Source organism: Pseudomonas sp. LAMO17WK12:I5 (assembly GCF_900215165.1).
Taxonomy (GTDB): Bacteria; Pseudomonadota; Gammaproteobacteria; order Pseudomonadales; family Pseudomonadaceae; genus Aquipseudomonas; species Aquipseudomonas putida_A.
Window position 1 is genome coordinate 310,491 of sequence record NZ_OBDS01000009.1, and the last position, 17,307, is coordinate 327,797.

Here is a 17,307-nt window from a genome sequence, read left to right on the forward strand (position 1 = left end):
CGATTTCCTCAGGGCCTGCCCATCAGCGTAGCCGCTCAGCCAAGAAACAGCTGATAGGCCGGGTTCTCGCTTTCATCCCAGTACGGGTAGCCGATTTCTTCAAGTGCCGCCGGCACCAGATGACGCTCGTCATGCGGTACTTGCAGGCCTGCGACGACACGACCATCCGCCGCGCCATGATTGCGATAGTGGAACATCGAGATGTTCCAGCGCCCGCCGAGCTTGTTGAGAAAGTTGAACAGCGCGCCCGGACGTTCCGGGAATTCGAAGCGAAACACCACTTCGTCGATCACGTGCGCCGCGTGGCCGCCGACCATGTGGCGGATGTGCAACTTGGCCAATTCGTTATCGGTCAGGTCGAGTACCGGGAAGCCCTGCTCGGTCAGGCTCGCCAGCAGTGCGCTGCGCGGGTCGTTTTCCGGGTGAGTCTGCACGCCGACGAAGATGTGCGCTTCGCTGCCGGTGTTGTAGCGGTAGTTGAATTCGGTGATCTGGCGCTTGCCGATCGCTTCGCAAAACGCCTTGAAGCTGCCGGCCTGCTCCGGGATGGTCACGGCGATGATCGCTTCGCGACCCTCGCCCAGCTCGGCGCGCTCGGCGACGTGGCGCAGGCGATCGAAGTTGACGTTGGCCCCGGAGTCGATGGCGACGAAGGTCTGGCCACTGACGCCGCGCAACTCGACGTACTTCTTGATCCCGGCCACGCCCAAGGCGCCGGCAGGTTCGGTGATCGAGCGGGTATCGTCGTAAATATCCTTGATGGCCGCGCAGATCTCGTCGGTGCTGACGGTGATCACTTCGTCGACGTAATCCTTGCAGATGTCGAAGGTGTGCTGGCCGATCTGCGCCACGGCCACGCCGTCGGCGAAGATGCCTACGGTCGGCAGCACCACGCGCTCGCCGGCGGCCATGGCCGCTTGCAGGCAGTTGGAGTCGTCCGGCTCGACGCCGATGACCTTGATGTCCGGACGCAGGTATTTCACGTACGCCGCAATACCGGCAATCAGCCCGCCGCCGCCGACCGGCACGAAGATCGCGTCCAGAGGTTGCGGGTGCTGACGCAGAATTTCCATCGCCACGGTGCCCTGCCCGGCAATGGTGTGGGGATCGTCGTACGGGTGGATGTAGACGTAGCCCTTTTCATCGACCAGTTTCAGCGAGTACGCCAAGGCTTCCGGGAACGAATCACCGTGCAGCACGACTTTGCCGCCGCGCGAACGCACGCCTTCGACCTTGATCTCCGGAGTAGTCTTGGGCATCACGATGGTCGCTTTCACGCCTAGCACTTTCGCCGCCAGCGCCAGACCCTGCGCATGGTTGCCCGCCGACGCGGTGACCACGCCACGGGCGCGCTCTTCGTCAGTCAGCTGGGTCAACTTGTTGTACGCGCCGCGAATCTTGAACGAGAACACCGGCTGCAAGTCTTCGCGCTTGAGCCAAATGTCATTGCCCAGCCGCTCGGAGAGCTGGCGAGCGTTCTGCAGCGGGGTTTCTACGGCAACGTCATAAACGCGCGAGGTGAGGATCTTTTTGACGTACTGTTCGAGCATCGGAAAGCATCACTGGCGATTGGGCGGGACCGACGAGTCTAACCCGGCTTTTGCCCGTGCGACCACACGAATCAGGAGGTTTTAGCCCGGCTTGCGGCTATAATGCCGGCCTTTCCGCACTCACCTTGCCCGCTTCCGGAGCCCGCATGACCCAGGATCAACTCAAACAGGCAGTGGCTCAGGCCGCCGTCGACTTCATCCTTCCGAAACTCGACGACAAGAGCATCGTCGGGGTCGGCACCGGCTCCACCGCCAACTGCTTCATCGATGCACTGGCCCAGCACAAGGGCGCATTCGATGGCGCGGTTGCCAGCTCCGAAGCCACTGCGGCGCGCCTCAAGGGCCACGGGATTCCGGTGTATGAGCTGAACACCGTCAGCGACCTGGAGTTCTACGTCGACGGCGCCGACGAGAGCGACGCGCACCTGAACCTGATCAAGGGCGGCGGCGCGGCCCTGACCCGCGAGAAGATCGTCGCGGCCGTGGCCAAGACCTTCATCTGCATCGCCGACGCCAGCAAACTGGTGCCGGTGCTGGGCGAATTCCCGCTGCCGGTCGAAGTGATCCCGATGGCCCGCAGCCACGTCGCCCGCCAACTGGTGAAACTGGGCGGCGACCCGGTGTACCGCGAAGGCGTGCTGACCGACAACGGCAACATCATCCTCGACGTGTTCAACCTGCAGATCACCAACCCGGTGGAGCTGGAAGCGCAGATCAATGCGATCGTCGGCGTGGTCACCAATGGCCTGTTCGCGGCGCGTCCGGCGGATCTGCTGTTGCTGGGTACCAGCGAAGGTGTGAAGACGCTGAAGGCTGAGTAAGCCGAGACTGCCCACACTCTTGCAGGCAAATGCATTACCCCCTGTGGGAGCGGGCTTGCTCGCGAATGCGGTGTGTCAGATACATTAATTTGTCTGATACACCGCATTCGCGAGCAAGCCCGCTCCCACACATTTGGTTTTTTGGGTGTCAGTCAGTTTTGCGCAGGCTTTTTGAAGACGTAGAACAAGTTCGGCTCACTCACCAGATACAACGTCCCGTCGTCATCCATCGCAATGCCTTCGGCCTGCGGCACGCTCTTCTGCAAACCCTGCCGCCCCTTGTTCAGTGACAATGTGCTCAACGGCCGCCCGTCCACGTCCAGTTCCAGAATCAGCCCCGACTCGTCGGACAGCGCCAGCAAATGGCCGCTGCGCTCGTCGTATTGCAGGCTCGACAGATCGCGCACGAACATCCCGGCATCGCGCTTGGGGTTGTTGATCACGTGCACCGCGTAGGACTTTTCCGGATTGAAGTGCGGAAATCCGTGCACTTCATAAATCAGCATCGGATCGCGCTCCTTGGCGACGAACAGACGCTTGCCCACTGAGTCGTACGCCAGGCCTTCGAAGCCCTTGTTGCCGCTCATGTGCACGCCCAGAGTCATCTGTTCAGCGTCCGCCGCATCAAGGAACGTGGTGTCCCGCTCAAGATGAACCTTGATCAGGCGTTGCTGGCGCTCGTCGGTGATCACATAGGTGTCGGCGCTGATGAACTCCACCGCTTCAGGATCGCCGAAGCCGATCAGCGCGATGCGCCGCAGGATTTTGCCGTCGAGGGACAACTCGACCAGCTCGGCATTCTTGTTGGTCACGGTGAACAGGCTTTTGCGCACCGGATCGTAGGTCAGCGCCGAGACATCGTCGTTCAGGCCGTCGATGATCCTGGCCTCGACCTCGACCCGGTATTGATCCAGACCAATGGCCTCGCTGCTCAACGGCTGCCACAAGGTATGCAGATTGAACCAGGCGCGCTCGAACAGGCGCAGGTATTGGCCGATCGCGATCAACACGATCAGGACAACAACCGACAGGATGATAAACAGGGGCTTGGGGCGGGCAAGTCGACGCATTCAGGCAGGCTCGGGATCAAAACAGGCGGATGAAATATCACGCCTGTCTGAACTGAAGCTTAATGGCCACTTGCCTCAGGCCACAAGACAACCCTGCGGCAGCTCCTACATGAGGATTAGTGAAAGGTGGTTATTTCTGCTTTTCGAAGCGATAGAACAGGTTCGGCTCGCTGACCATGTACAGCGTACCGGCGTCGTCCATGGTCACGCCTTCGGCGCGGGGGATGGTGTCCTTCAAACCATTGAAGCCGCCAAGCAGGGTCATGAAGCTGACCTGCTCACCCTTCTCGTCCAGCTCCAACAACAGATGCGAATCGGCAGACAGCACCAGGGTGTGGCCGGTACGCGGGTCGATCGCCAGCGCCGACAGGTTGCGGATATCCAGTTCATCGCTGGCCAGCTTCTGCTTGTCGCCCTTGAGGATCTGGCTGCCGTCGCTCTTCCAGGTAAACAGCGCCGGCGGACGCTCTTCGCCCAGCAGTAGCTGTTGATTGTGCGGATCCCAGGTGATTGCTTCGAATGCCTTGTTCTGGTTTTTCGACGGACCGAGATCGTATTTCGGGAAGTCGGCGATATTCAGCTCGCGGGTGTTGGCATCGACCTTGACGATGCTCAGCAGGTGTTCGCGCTCATCGACGATCGCCATCAGGCCGTTTTCCATCACGGTCACGCCCTCCGGATTGCTCCAGCCCACCAGCGGCATCTTGCGCAGCACATCACCCTGCAGGGTCAGTTCGACCAGAAACGGATTCTTGCCCATCACCGAAAACAGGGTTTTGGTCTGCGGGTTGTAGGACAGGTCCGAGGCCTCGTCCTTTTCCATGCCCGGCAGCAGTTTGCCATCGATCACCGCCCGATAGTCCGGCAGCCAGATACTCGCCTTTTGCTCGGTCTGGCTCTCGAAGCGCTCGCGCAGCCACAGCAGGCCACGGTCGTCCCAATGCATGGCAAACGCCAGGCCATACGCGACGGCAAGTACGAGCAACAGCCAGACATACCAGCGCAGGGCGAAACGTGAGCGACGAGGAGGATTGAGCTGAGTGTGAGCTGACATCAGGGACGCGTTCCGAAAATTCAGGCTAAGGGTAATAGCACAAAGAGGCCGGCTCAGACGCCAGAATGCGAGGAATTATCCGGACAGGATGTGAAAAAAACGGCAAATGGCGGGATTGGCGTGTGCCGCCAACCTTCTTCAGGACACCACAAAGCGATGTGGGAGCGAGCACTGTGGTGAGGGGATTTATCCCCGATGGGCTGCGAAGCGGCCCCAAAAACTGGGACTGCTGCGCAGGCCATCGGGGATAAATCCCCTCACCACAACAGGCTCGCTGCCACAGGGTGTTACGGTTTCGCGGTTAGCGAACGCTGCTGCTGAAGCTGCTCGCGCCAACCAGTTCCAGCACGATGTCGTCGCCGACATTCAGCGGGCCGACGCCCACTGGCGTGCCGGTGAGGATCACGTCGCCGGCCTGCAGCGAGAAGCAGCCGGCCATGTGCTGGATCATCGGCACGATCGGGTTGAGCATCGCGCTGCTGTTACCGTCCTGGCGTACTTCACCGTTGATGGTCAGACGAATGCCGATGTCGGTCAGGTCAGGGAAAGTGCTGCCGACCACGAACGGGGCAATCACCGCCGCTCCGTCGAACGACTTGGCGATTTCCCACGGCAGGCCCTTGGACTTGAGCTCGGCCTGCTTGTCACGCAGGGTCAGGTCCAGCGCCGGGGCGAAACCGGAGATCGCATCCAGCACTTCTTCACGGCTCGGCTTGGTCGACAGCGGCTTGCCGATCAACACGGCGATTTCCGCTTCGTAGTGCACCGAACCGCGCTCGGTCGGAATGCTGAACCCGCCTTCCAGCGGCACCACGCAACTGCCCGGCTTGATGAACAGCAACGGCTCGGTAGGCACCGGGTTGTCCAGTTCCTTGGCGTGTTCGGCGTAATTACGGCCAATGCACACCACTTTCCCGATCGGGAAGTGAATGCGCGTGCCGTCGACGTACTGGTGCTGATAGCTCATTTACCGACTCCTGCCTTCATTGATTCAGGGGATTGCCAATCAAACCGCGAAGATCTTGCCCGGGTTCATGATGCCGTTCGGGTCGAACACCGCTTTGACCGCTTTCATGTACTCGATTTCGACCGGAGAACGGCTGTAGGTCAAGTAGTCGCGCTTGGTCATGCCCACGCCGTGCTCGGCGGAGATCGAACCGTTGTACTTCTCGACGGTTTCGAACACCCACTTGTTGACGGTCGCGCACTTGGCGAAGAACTCGTCCTTGCTCAGATTATCCGGCTTGAGAATGTTCAGGTGCAGGTTGCCGTCGCCGATATGGCCGAACCAGACGATTTCGAAGTCCGGGTAGTATTCGCCGACGATCGCGTCGATTTCCTGCAGGAATGCCGGGACTTTCGACACGGTGACCGAGATGTCGTTCTTGTACGGCGTCCAGTGCGAGATGGTCTCGGAGATGTACTCGCGCAGCTTCCACAGGTTCTGCAGCTGGGTTTCGCTCTGACTCATTACGCCGTCCAGTACCCAGCCCTGCTCAATGCAATGCTCGAAGGTTTCCAGCGCCGTGTTGGCCACTGCTTCGCTGGTCGCTTCGAATTCCAGCAGCGCGTAGAACGGGCAGCCGGTTTCGAACGGCGCAGGTACGTCGCCACGCCCCAGCACTTTGGCCAATGCCTTGTCGGAGAAGAATTCGAACGCGGTCAGATCAAGCTTGCCCTGGAAGGCGTGCAGCACCGGCATGATCGAGTCGAAGTCGGCGGTGCCGAGGACCATCGCAGTGAGGTTTTTCGGCGCGCGATCCAGACGCATGGTCGCTTCGACCACAAAGCCGAGGGTGCCTTCGGCGCCGATGAACAACTGGCGCAAATCGTAGCCGGTGGCGTTCTTGATCAGGTCTTTGTTCAGCTCCAGCACATCGCCCTTGCCGGTAACCACTTTCAGGCCGGCGACCCAGTTACGGGTCATGCCGTAGCGAATCACCTTGATCCCGCCAGCATTGGTGCCGATATTGCCGCCAATCTGGCTCGAACCAGCGGAGGCGAAGTCCACCGGGTAATACAAGCCGTTCTCTTCGGCGACGTTCTGCAGGTGCTCGGTGACCACGCCCGGCTGACACACGGCGGTGCGGTCAGTGAGGTTCACGTCGAGAATCTGGTTCATGTAGTCGAACGACACCACCACTTCGCCATTCGCGGCGACGGCGGCGGCGGACAGCCCGGTGCGCCCGCCGGATGGCACCAGCGCCACCTTATGGGTGTTGGCCCAACGGACAATGGCCTGCACCTGTTCGATGGTCTTGGGAAACACGATGGCGCTTGGCGCGGGCGCGAAGTGCTTGGTCCAATCCTTGCCGTACGCGTTCAGGGAGTCGGCGTCGGTCAGGACCTTGCCAGGCTCGACCAGGGTCTTCAGTTCATCAATCAGGGCAGGATTGGTCATCGACAGAACTCTCGAACAATTCATGGTCATCCTGAAGACGCTTCACGTCGCAGGAATGAGTGTTTAGCAGGGTGGCTATGCTAGCATACCGACCCCGCAGGCCAGTGCCCAAGGCCAGTTCTGCGGTGACGGCTTTCTTGTCGTCCAGGTCAATGTCTGTTGACCATTTCCTGCCATTTTTCTCCGGGATACAGGTTTACGCAGATGAGCAAGACTTCTCTCGATAAGAGCAAGATCAAGTTCCTTCTTCTCGAAGGCGTCCACCAATCGGCTGTCGACGTCCTCAAGGCGGCGGGCTACACCAGCATCGAATACCTGACAGGCTCCTTGCCGGAAGCCGAGCTCAAGGAAAAGATCGCTGACGCTCACTTCATCGGCATTCGTTCGCGCACCCAACTGACCGAAGAGATCTTCGATCACGCGAAGAAGCTGGTCGCGGTCGGCTGTTTCTGCATCGGCACCAACCAGGTTGACCTGAGTGCTGCCCGCGAGCGCGGTATCGCCGTGTTCAACGCGCCGTACTCCAACACCCGCTCCGTCGCGGAACTGGTGCTGGCCGAAGCGATCCTGCTGCTGCGCGGCATTCCGGAGAAAAACGCGTCCTGCCACCGTGGCGGCTGGATCAAATCCGCAGCCAACTCCTTCGAGATCCGTGGCAAGAAACTCGGCATCGTCGGCTACGGCTCGATCGGTACTCAGCTGTCGGTTCTGGCGGAAGGTTTAGGGATGCAGGTGTTCTTCTACGACACCGTGACCAAGCTGCCGCTGGGCAACGCCACTCAGGTCGGCAACCTGCACGAGCTGCTGGGCATGTCCGACATCGTCACCCTGCACGTTCCGGAAACCGCTGCGACCCAGTGGATGATCGGCGAGAAGGAAATCCGCGCCATCAAGAAGGGCGGCATCCTGATCAACGCCGCGCGCGGCACCGTGGTCGAGCTGGACGCCCTGGCGGACGCGATCAAGGACAAGCACCTGATCGGCGCGGCCATCGACGTGTTCCCGGTGGAGCCTCGCTCCAACGACGAAGAGTTCGAAAGCCCGCTGCGTGGCCTGGACAACGTGATCCTGACCCCGCACATCGGTGGCTCGACTGCCGAAGCGCAGGCCAACATCGGTCTGGAAGTGGCGGAAAAACTGGTCAAGTACAGCGACAACGGCACATCCGTTTCGTCGGTGAACTTCCCGGAAGTGGCCCTGCCGGCTCACCCTGGCAAGCACCGCCTGCTGCACATCCACGAGAACATCCCGGGTGTGATGAGCGAGATCAACAAGGTCTTCGCCGAAAACGGTATCAACATCTCCGGTCAGTTCCTGCAGACCAACGAGAAAGTCGGTTACGTGGTGATCGACGTCGACGCCGAGTACTCGGAGCTGGCGCAAGAGAAACTGCAACACGTCAACGGCACCATCCGTAGCCGCGTGTTGTTCTGATCCGACGCTGAGCGACAAAAAAAGGGAGCCTTCGGGCTCCCTTTTTCATGCGTGCGAAAACGTCATTCGACGTTGACGGTGATCTTTTTCGACACGATCGGCGGATCGAACGCCATGTGGCCGCTGTCGCCCAGCTCCAGTTGCAAGGTGTGCTTGCCCGGGGCCAGTTTGATTGTGGCCTCGGTTTGCGCCTTGCCGAAGTGCATATGGTTGGCGTCGGTCGGCACGACGGAACCGGCCGGAACGATTTCCTTGGCATCAATCAGCAGGTGATGGTGCCCGGTGTTCTTGGTGACGTCACCGGCGGGTGCCAGCGCAACGTCCTTGACCCCGAACTTGACCTTGAACTCCTGAGAAACCGTGGCCCCGTCTTCGGGAGAAACGATGAACACTTCGGCGCCCTTGGGTGCCGGGGTCGCTGCACTGGCCAGCACTGAAACACCCATCAACAGGCCAGCCAAGGCTGCTCGTGACATAAACGTTTTCATTCTCTTCTCCAGTTTTTCCGTAAAATCCGCGCGGTCATGACAACTTCATGACCATTCGTTGTCGAAGGCACTCGACAACCATAGCAAAGCGAGCCTGACTCAGAGCATCGCAATAATGATTTCAAAGGAGTGACCATGCGCTTTCTGCCTGGCCTGATCTGCCTGCTACCCCTTCTGAGCCCTCTGGCTCACGCCGAACTGATTGATGACGTCAACGACCGTGGCGAGTTGCGCATTGCCCTTGAGGCTAATACACCGCCCTTCAATTTCAAGGATGGCGACACACTCACGGGGTTCGAGGTCGAGCTTGGGCAACTGCTGGCCAACGAGCTGGATGTGCGCGCCGACTTCATCGTCACCGACGAAGCCGACCTGCTCCAGGGCGTTGAAAGCGGCAAGTACGACGTTGCGCTCAACCACATAGCACTGACACCTGAACTCAAGGATCGTTTCGACGTCAGCGAGCCTTACGGCAAGGTCGATTCGCAGCTGCTGGCGAAGAAGGATGAGCAGCCGCGACCGATGGTGCTGGTACAGGCGTTGACCGAGGAGAAGCCGAAGGCCGCGGTGCCGGTGGAGTTGGCGATTCCGTTTCAGAAGGGTAATCCGGCGTTTCAGGCCAGTCTTGCGAGCGCGATGGAGCGGATCAAGGCAGATGGACGCTTGGCGGCATTGTCGCAAAAGTGGTTCACCGAACCCAAATGAACACATAAACCCTGTGGGAGGGGGCTTGCTCCCACATGGGCTTTGTGGGGGGCTTTCAGTCGAGCTGGGTCAGGGCCACTGCGGCTTCAGGCAGTTCGAGCTCGCTGAAGACCTGCACACCATGGCGCTTGAGCAATGCTGCCGTCACGCCTTCGCCAGAGACTTTGACGCCACTGAACGTCCCGTCATAGGTCAGCAAATTCCCGCAAGAAGGACTGTTGGCCTTGAGCACTGCCACGCGGATGCCGTGCTTTTGCACCAGCGCCAGCGCCTGCCGCGCACCATCGAGAAACTGCGCGCTGACGTCCTCGCCCTCGGTGGTGATCACCGCCGCCTTGCCATCGAGCACTTCGGCACCCTGCCCGCCGGGGATTTCCGCCGCTGCACGCGGGGTTGGCAAACCGCCAGCCACTTCCGGACACAGCGGCACTACACGGCCCTCGGCGATCCACTGTTCGAGCAGATCGAACGGCCCGCTGGCTCCGCCGTCGTAACGCACGCGGTGGCCCAACAGGCAGCGGCTGACCAGAATTTTCTGCATATCAGAACGGCTCGTTGCCACGGCGGCGGAACCAGCCGGTCAGCGACAGGCGTTCGCGGTGCGCCGGCAGCACTTCATGCGGCACCTCACCGGAGAGGAACACCACCAGACAGCCGCCGGTGGGTTGCACGTCGTGGACCCGGTCTTCGTCCAGATACATGCGCAACTGACCGCCGTCTTCCGGCAGCCACGCGTCATTGAGATAGACCACCGCCGAAACCATGCGCCGGTCATCGTCGCGAAAACGGTCGACGTGCTTGCGGTAAAACGCGCCCGGCGGATACAGGGCGAAGTGGCACTCGAAATCCTCGAGCCCGAGGAACAGCCCGCGATTGAGCGCCTCGCGCAGGCTGTCCATCAGGTTCAGATAACGGTCGCTGGCCTCGGCCTGGCCCGGGTCGATCCACTGGATGTGGTCGCCACGAATACCCTCGCGAATCTCTGAAAACGGCCCACGGCCTACCGCTGCCGGCGCCAGTTCACCCTCGGCCTCACGTTTGCGGCACTCGGCCGCCAGCTCGCGGGTCAAACCTGCGGGCAGGAAAATGTTCTGCTGCGACCAGCCGTGTTCGGCCAGGTCGTCGACGATGCGTAACAGCAGCGGGTGTTCAGAGGATATTTGCATGGCGCGCATAGTATGCCGGCGGCAGGAAATCCGACAGAGCCACGCAGCGGCTTGCTACGAATTCTCGACAAGTCCCGGCACCGCACGGAGAATAGTCCGCTGCTGACAGGAGTCCCTATGCGCCGTTTGCTTTTTTCACTGTTGATGTTCTGCGTTTTGCCCGCCTGGGCGGACGGCCACGATCAGCTGTACAAGATCGCCGGCTGGCCAGATCAACGTGCGCATTTCAATGATGCCCTGAGTGCCGCGCAGCAGCGCTACCAGAACAACCTGCCGCCGGCGGTGTTTCAAGCCCTGGTCAACAACAGCAACCAGCGCTTCGCCCCCCAGGCCATGGATCAGCGTGCCGAAGCGCAACTGCGCCAGCACTTGGCCGATCCACAACCGGCGCTGACGTTCTTTCAATCGCCGCTGGGCAAAAAAATTGTCGCCGCTGAATTGCTCGCCACCCGTCGCGATCAACTGGCGAAGAACGCCAAGGGCCTGCCGAAGATGCAGGCCAGCGACAGCCGCCTGCTGATCATCGGCCATCTGGCGCAAGCGCTGCCGGCGCGCGAGGCCGGTGCCGAGGTCAGCCTGGCGATTGCCGGGGTGGCGGCGGACAGTTTGAGCTCGATGATCCCCGGCCTGCTCGGCGGCGGTCAGGCGCAAGGCATGTTGAACGGCCAGCGCCAGCGACTGATGGAGCAGATCGGTGCCGATTTGAACAACACGCTGCTTTACGTTTATCGCGATCTGTCGGATGACGAACTGGAGCAGTTCGCGACCTTCGCCGAGTCCAGCGAGGGCAAGGCGTATTACCAGGCGGCGCTGGCGGCGATTCGGGCGGGGTTGGCGGTGGGGCAAAGCTCCTCGAACCTTGGCCAGTAATTTCTATTGCCTGAAGGGCCGCCTTCGCGAGCAGGCTCGCTCCCACAGGTGATCGCGGTCTCCTGTGGGAGCGAGCCTGCTCGCGAAGAGGCCTTAACAGACGCTAAAGATTCCGCCCCCTGATTCTCTTGTTCAGAAACTCGAAATACTCCTCGCGCATTTCCAGCGTCTCGTTCGCCAGATGATGCCGCGCCTCCGGCAGCAGCAGAATCTGCGGCCGGTCGAACTTCCACTTCAGCACCTGCAAGTTGTGCTGCCAGTCCACGGTCATATCCGCCTGCCCCTGAATGATCAGCGGCCGTCGCGGACTTTTTTTCGCGTGTTCCACACGGATGATCCAGCGCGACAGCGCACCGACCCACGCGGTCGGCAAGCGTTTGGGCTGTAACGGATCAGCCTGCAGGAACGGCAGGAAATCCGGGTCGTTGGAGTTCTCGCTGAAGCGCCGGGCGATGCCCCGCACGAAAGGCCTCAGCAGGTAATAACTGAGCTGCGACCAGCCCCAGGCGCGCGGACGCACCAGCGGCGCCAGCAGAATCAACTGACCCTGCGCCGGACTGTTCTCGCCATGATTGAGCACGTGGTCGACGACGATCGCGCCGCCAGTGCTTTGCCCGCACAGGTGCCAGGGCTGCGGCAGGGCAATCGAACTGGCTTCAGCGAACAACGCCTGCAAGGCGTCCTGGTATTCGGAGAAGTCGCGAATGCTCGCCCGCGGCCCACTCGACAAACCATGACCCGGCAAGTCGCAGGCGATGACGGCAAAATCCTGATCCAGCGCCCACTCGATCACATGCCGATACAGCCCGGTGTGATCGTAAAAACCGTGCAGCAGAAACAGCGTGCCCTTGACCTTCTCTGGCCACCAGCAATGGCTGACCAGCTCGTAACCGTCCACCTCGAAGCGGCCCATGCCGCGCCAGACATCACGCTCCGGGAAGTCGGTTTTATAAAACCGCTGATACGCTTTCGCCTCGTCCGACAACGGCTGCCACTGGGCCAAAGGCTTGAGGCTGGCGCGTAAATGATCGGCATCGAAAGTGTCAGGCATGCGGGTATTCCAAAGCGGTAAACAGACTTTATCGGCCTGCGATATTCATCTGTTGCGGCAAGCATGGCAAGCTAGCCCCCTTCGAGGATCGAAAAACCATGCGCTCGCCCTACCGCACCGCACTGTTTGCCAGCCTGCTCGCGCTTGTGTGTGCCGGGGTGCTGTGGGCGGCGTACGACTGGTTTCAGGGGCGCTATCTGCGCGCGTTCAGTCAGCACACCGCGGTGTTTTCCGGTGATCCGTTGCGCCTGCCGGATGAACTGGCCGGCCCCGGCAAAATCCGTCTCGTGCACTTCTGGGACCCGGCCTGCCCGTGCAACGTCGGCAATCAACAGCACCTGACCGAGATGGTCGAGCAGTACGGCGCGCGCGGTGTGGAATTCTTCGCCGTGCAGCGCGCCGGCTCCCACGGCCAGTTACCCGCCACCCTGAGCAATCTGAAAACCATCGCGGTATTGCCCGGTTCCGAGCAGATCCCGGCCAGCCCCGCGGTGGCGATCTGGGATCGCAGCGGCAAACTGGCGTACTTCGGCCCCTACAGCGAAGGGCTGACCTGCAACTCCAGCAACAGTTTTATCGAACCGATCCTCAATGCCCTGACCGAAGATCGCCCGGTCAACGCCACGCACACCCTGGCGGTCGGTTGTTATTGCCCGTGGCCGGTGCTGGCGCAGTAAGGCATTCCGGACTTTTCGAGGACAGCGATGCACGGCACGGAAGGTCTGTGCTAATTGTTTGCAGCCCGACGGGCGGCAATCCCGCATGCACAAGGAGTCACCATGAAACGCGTCTTCACCGTTCTTGCCTTGCTCATCGTTGTCCTGCTCGCCGGAGTCGGCGGGTACGTCTATAGCAAGCAACCGACGCGTCAGGGCCAGGTGGAGCTGCGCAATCTGCAGGGTTCGGTGACCGTGCGTTACGACGAACGCGGGGTGCCGCACATCCGCGCCGAAAACGAAACCGATCTGTATCGCGCCCTCGGCTACGTGCACGCTCAAGACCGACTGTTCCAGATGGAAGCCATGCGCCGCCTCGCCCGCGGCGAGTTGGCCGAAGTGCTCGGGCCGAAGTTGCTCGACACCGACAAACTGTTCCGCAGCCTGCGTATCCGCGAACGCGCCGCCCGTTATGTCGCCAGTATCGATAAGCAGTCACCCGCGTGGAAGGCCCTGCAAGCCTATCTGGACGGCATCAACCAATATCAGGACAGCCACGCCGCGCCGATCGAGTTCGACGTGCTGGGCATCCCCAAGCGGCCGTTCACCGCCGAAGACAGCATCAGCGTCGCCGGTTACATGGCCTACAGCTTTGCCGCGGCGTTTCGCACCGAGCCACTGCTGACCTACGTGCGCGATCAACTCGGCGCCGATTACCTCAACGTCTTCGACCTCGACTGGCAGCCCAAAGGCGTACTCGCCAAAGATCACGCCAACAAGACCCCGGCCCTCGCCGCCGGCGACTGGAAAGACCTCAATGCCCTAGCCCGCCTCAGCGAGCAGGCGCTGATTGAAAACGGCCTGCCGCAATTCGAAGGCAGCAACGCCTGGGTGATTGCCGGCAGCCGTAGCCAGAGCGGCAAACCGCTGCTGGCCGGTGACCCGCATATTCGCTTCTCGGTGCCGTCGGTGTGGTACGAGGCGCAACTGTCGGCACCGGGATTTGAGCTCTACGGCCATCATCAGGCGCTGGTGCCGTTCGCATTCCTGGGGCACAACCTGGATTTCGGCTGGAGCCTGACCATGTTCCAGAACGACGATCTGGATCTGATCGCCGAGAAGGTCAACCCGGACAACCCGAATCAGGTCTGGTACCACGGCCAGTGGACTGATCTGGTCAGCACCGAGCAGCAGATCGCCGTGAAGGGCCAGGCGCCGGTGATGCTGACCTTGCGTCAGTCGCCCCACGGCCCGATCGTCAACGACGCCCTCGGCACCGCCGCCGGGAAAACACCGATCGCCATGTGGTGGGCGTTCCTCGAAACACCGAACCCGATCCTCGAAGGTTTCTACCAGCTCAACCGCGCCGACACCCTGGCCAAGGCCCGCGCCGCTGCGACCAAGGTGCAGGCGCCGGGGCTGAACATCGTCTACGCCAACGCCAAGGGTGACATCGCCTGGTGGGCCTCGGCGCTGTTGCCGAAACGCCCGGCCGGGGTGAAGCCCGAGTTCATCCTCGACGGCAGCAGCAATCAGGCGGACAAGGACGGCTACTACCCGTTCAGCGCCAACCCGCAGGAAGAAAACCCGGCGCGCGGCTACATCGTCTCGGCCAACTTCCAGCCGCTGTCGCCGACCGGAATGGAAATCCCCGGTTACTACAACCTCGCCGATCGCGGCCAGCAGCTCAACCGCCAGCTCAGCGACAAGAACCTGAAGTGGAGCAACGAGGCCAACCAGAAGCTGCAACTGGGCACCACCACCGGTTATGGCCCGCGTACCCTGGCGCCATTGCTGCCGGTGCTGCGGGAAGTGGTGAGCGATCCGGCGCAGCTGAAACTGGTCGAGCAACTGGCGCAGTGGCAAGGCGACTATCCGCTGGATTCGGTCAACGCCACAGTGTTCAACCAGTTCCTCTACGACCTCGCCGATGCGGCGATGCGTGATGAGCTGGGCAACGATTTCTTCGAGACCCTGCTGTCGACCCGGGTGATCGATGCCGCCCTGCCGCGACTGGCGGCGAACGCCGATTCACCGTGGTGGGACAACCGCAACACACCGGACAAGGAGACTCGCGCCGACATCGTCAAAGCGGCGTGGCAGGCGAGCATGACGCACCTGAAACAGACCCTCGGCGACAATACGTCCGACTGGCAATGGGGCACGGCGCACACCCTGACCCACGGTCATCCGTTGGGTCAGCAGAAGCCGCTGGATCACATCTTCAACGTCGGGCCGTTCGCCGCGCCGGGTAGCCACGAAGTGCCGAACAACCTCTCGGCCAAGCTCGGCCCGGCGCCGTGGCCGGTGACTTACGGGCCTTCGACGCGGCGGCTGGTCGACTTCGCCGACCCGGCGCACAGCCTGACCATCAACCCGGTCGGCCAGAGCGGTGTGCCGTTCGACAGCCACTATGACGATCAGGCCGAGGAATACGTCGAGGGGATGTATGTGCAGGCGCACTTCAGCGAGGAAGAGGTGACGGCCAATACGCGCAGTACCTTGAAGCTGTTGCCGGCGCGGGCTGCCCAATAGTTCTCGGTTAGCCGGATGGGCCCTATCGCGAGCAGGCTCACTCCTACAGGTAACGCATTCCAATTGTAGGAGTGAGCCTGCTCGCGATCGGGCCCGCCAACTCAACACATCTCTCAGAGCATCAACGCAAAATTCAGCCGAAACTGCCGCGGCGTCACCCCCAACCGCCGATTGAACACACTGCGCATGTGCTGCGCATCGCGAAACCCGCACTGATAGGCCACGGTCTTCAGCGGTGCCGTGGTGCTTTCCAGCAGCACCCGCGCCGCATCCACTCGCGCACTTTCGACGAACTCTGCCGGGGTGACCCGAGTCTCACGGGCGAACACCCGGGAGAAATTGCGCGCACTCATGTTCGCCGCGTTCGCCAGATCGGCAATCGTCAGATCGCCGGTGAGGTTGGCCAGCACGTACAACTGCACCATCGCCACCGCCGACGTCGGCTCCGCATGCGGCGTGAGGAACGGGCTGAACTGCGATTGCCCGCCCGAGCGCTGAGTGAACACCACCAGCCGCTTGGCCACGCTCAGCGCCACTTCAGCGCCGCAATCACGGGCCAGCAGGTACAGCGACAGATCGATCCCGGCGGTGACCCCGGCCGAGGTGTAGAGCGCACCGTCCTCGACGTACAGGCGATCGGCCTCGACTTGAGTCGATGGACACAACTGTGCCAAGGCTTCGGCATCGTTCCAGTGGGTGGTCACGGTGCGCCCTTCCAGCAGTCCCGCCCGCGCCAGCATGAACGCGCCGTTGCAGATCGAGCCAAAGCGCCGGGCACGGGTGCAGGCCTCGCGCAGCCAGGTGTCGAATGGCTTGCCGAAATCCATGAACGGTAACTGCGGCCCGCCGGCCACCAGCAGCAGGTCATAAGCATCGTGCGCTTCGCTGAAGTGTCGGTGAGCGCTGAGGTTCAGGCCATTGGAGCAAGCCATCGGCCCACGTTCGAGGCCGATCACCTCCAGCTGGTAGTGATCCTCGGGCGGCAGAAACCGGTTGGCCTCGGCGAACACATCCATCGGCCCGCTGACATCCAGCGCCTGCACGCCGGGGAACACCACGATCGCGATGGTTTTGTTCATGAGCCTCCAATGTCCTCAATGCCTGTGGCAAACACAAATCCCTGTGGGAGCGGGCTTGCTCGCGAAAGCGGTGTGTCATTCAACAGGTAAGTTGAATATGAGGGCCCTTTCGCGAGCAAGTCCGCTTGTGTCTGAGTAAGGGAATAAACTCTGAGGTGAGAGGGGTGGATGGCAAGCTGTGAGTCCGCGGTGCTTGAAGCACGAGTGGGAGCAAAGCTGCCATCCACCTTTCTACTCTGGCCCATAAGCCCGAACAGTTGGACGAGCGCCACTCGAATCACAAGCGTGGGCAAAGCCAGAGCACTCTCACTTCTGAGTGTAAGAGGGTTTTGCCATGATTTCCTGGGTCGGCATCGATATCTCCAAATCCAATCTGGTCGTCTGGGTTCAACCACAGAAAGACGGCTTTGAAGTTCCCAATACCGTT

General features: G+C 61.3%; 16 protein-coding genes. 6 read left to right on the forward strand and 10 right to left on the reverse strand.

Features of this window, described 5'->3' with window-relative positions:
* Nucleotides 1–35: 35 nt before the first annotated feature.
* Nucleotides 36–1,550, reverse strand: a complete 1,515-nt coding sequence (gene ilvA / locus CRO59_RS18185) for a threonine ammonia-lyase, biosynthetic (protein WP_027610533.1) — start codon at nt 1,548–1,550, stop codon at nt 36–38.
* 146 nt (nt 1,551–1,696) lie between these two features.
* On the opposite strand from ilvA, the gene rpiA reads away from it, so the two are divergent.
* Entirely contained in the window at nt 1,697–2,371 is a 675-nt protein-coding gene (gene rpiA / locus CRO59_RS18190) for a ribose-5-phosphate isomerase RpiA (protein WP_007913886.1), read from the forward strand.
* A 152-nt stretch (nt 2,372–2,523) separates the two neighbouring features.
* Here rpiA and CRO59_RS18195 read toward each other — a convergent pair whose 3' ends face one another.
* The 4 genes from CRO59_RS18195 to CRO59_RS18210 all read right to left on the reverse strand — a co-directional run bounded on the left by CRO59_RS18195 (nt 2,524) and on the right by CRO59_RS18210 (nt 6,896).
* Nucleotides 2,524–3,441 carry an SdiA-regulated domain-containing protein gene (locus CRO59_RS18195; protein ID WP_097088913.1) on the reverse strand — a complete coding sequence of 306 codons (918 nt, stop codon included), beginning with the start codon at nt 3,439–3,441 and terminating at the stop codon, nt 2,524–2,526.
* A gap of 130 nt (nt 3,442–3,571) precedes the next feature.
* Nucleotides 3,572–4,495 (reverse strand): SdiA-regulated domain-containing protein, encoded by a 924-nt coding sequence (locus tag CRO59_RS18200; protein ID WP_097088912.1) that lies wholly within the window; start codon nt 4,493–4,495, stop codon nt 3,572–3,574.
* A gap of 301 nt (nt 4,496–4,796) precedes the next feature.
* Nucleotides 4,797–5,462: a fumarylacetoacetate hydrolase family protein gene (locus CRO59_RS18205; protein ID WP_027610530.1), complete on the reverse strand. Its 666-nt coding sequence runs from the start codon at nt 5,460–5,462 to the stop codon at nt 4,797–4,799.
* A 39-nt stretch (nt 5,463–5,501) separates the two neighbouring features.
* Nucleotides 5,502–6,896: an FAD-binding oxidoreductase gene (locus tag CRO59_RS18210; protein WP_097088910.1), complete on the reverse strand. Its 1,395-nt coding sequence runs from the start codon at nt 6,894–6,896 to the stop codon at nt 5,502–5,504.
* Between the two features lie 204 nt (nt 6,897–7,100).
* Here CRO59_RS18210 and serA point away from each other — a divergent pair, with 204 nt between their 5' ends.
* Nucleotides 7,101–8,330, forward strand: a complete 1,230-nt coding sequence (serA, locus tag CRO59_RS18215; RefSeq protein WP_003229219.1) for a phosphoglycerate dehydrogenase — start codon at nt 7,101–7,103, stop codon at nt 8,328–8,330.
* Nucleotides 8,331–8,392: 62 nt separating this feature from the next.
* Here serA and CRO59_RS18220 read toward each other — a convergent pair whose 3' ends face one another.
* The gene (locus CRO59_RS18220; protein WP_027610528.1) at nt 8,393–8,818 is read right to left on the reverse strand and encodes a DUF4399 domain-containing protein; all 426 of its coding nucleotides are present in this window, start codon (nt 8,816–8,818) and stop codon (nt 8,393–8,395) included.
* 135 nt (nt 8,819–8,953) lie between these two features.
* Here CRO59_RS18220 and CRO59_RS18225 point away from each other — a divergent pair, with 135 nt between their 5' ends.
* Nucleotides 8,954–9,523 (forward strand): transporter substrate-binding domain-containing protein, encoded by a 570-nt coding sequence (locus CRO59_RS18225; protein ID WP_097088908.1) that lies wholly within the window; start codon nt 8,954–8,956, stop codon nt 9,521–9,523.
* 55 nt (nt 9,524–9,578) lie between these two features.
* Here CRO59_RS18225 and CRO59_RS18230 read toward each other — a convergent pair whose 3' ends face one another.
* Together CRO59_RS18230 and CRO59_RS18235 are read right to left on the reverse strand one after the other, a co-directional pair.
* Nucleotides 9,579–10,064, reverse strand: coding sequence for a DUF523 domain-containing protein (locus CRO59_RS18230; RefSeq protein ID WP_097088905.1), 486 nt, complete (start codon nt 10,062–10,064; stop codon nt 9,579–9,581).
* 1 nt (nt 10,065) lies between these two features.
* Nucleotides 10,066–10,698, reverse strand: coding sequence for a 2OG-Fe(II) oxygenase (locus CRO59_RS18235; RefSeq protein ID WP_027610525.1), 633 nt, complete (start codon nt 10,696–10,698; stop codon nt 10,066–10,068).
* Nucleotides 10,699–10,806: 108 nt separating this feature from the next.
* On the opposite strand from CRO59_RS18235, the gene CRO59_RS18240 reads away from it, so the two are divergent.
* Nucleotides 10,807–11,559, forward strand: a complete 753-nt coding sequence (locus CRO59_RS18240) for a DUF2059 domain-containing protein (RefSeq protein WP_097088904.1) — start codon at nt 10,807–10,809, stop codon at nt 11,557–11,559.
* A gap of 103 nt (nt 11,560–11,662) precedes the next feature.
* Here CRO59_RS18240 and CRO59_RS18245 read toward each other — a convergent pair whose 3' ends face one another.
* Nucleotides 11,663–12,610 carry an alpha/beta hydrolase gene (locus CRO59_RS18245; protein ID WP_097088902.1) on the reverse strand — a complete coding sequence of 316 codons (948 nt, stop codon included), beginning with the start codon at nt 12,608–12,610 and terminating at the stop codon, nt 11,663–11,665.
* Nucleotides 12,611–12,708: 98 nt separating this feature from the next.
* Here CRO59_RS18245 and CRO59_RS18250 point away from each other — a divergent pair, with 98 nt between their 5' ends.
* Entirely contained in the window at nt 12,709–13,287 is a 579-nt protein-coding gene (locus tag CRO59_RS18250; protein WP_097088900.1) for a DUF6436 domain-containing protein, read from the forward strand.
* A 102-nt stretch (nt 13,288–13,389) separates the two neighbouring features.
* Nucleotides 13,390–15,801 (forward strand): penicillin acylase family protein, encoded by a 2,412-nt coding sequence (locus tag CRO59_RS18255; protein ID WP_097088898.1) that lies wholly within the window; start codon nt 13,390–13,392, stop codon nt 15,799–15,801.
* Between the two features lie 113 nt (nt 15,802–15,914).
* Here CRO59_RS18255 and CRO59_RS18260 read toward each other — a convergent pair whose 3' ends face one another.
* Nucleotides 15,915–16,880: a GlxA family transcriptional regulator gene (locus CRO59_RS18260; RefSeq protein WP_097088896.1), complete on the reverse strand. Its 966-nt coding sequence runs from the start codon at nt 16,878–16,880 to the stop codon at nt 15,915–15,917.
* Nucleotides 16,881–17,307 lie beyond the last annotated feature (427 nt).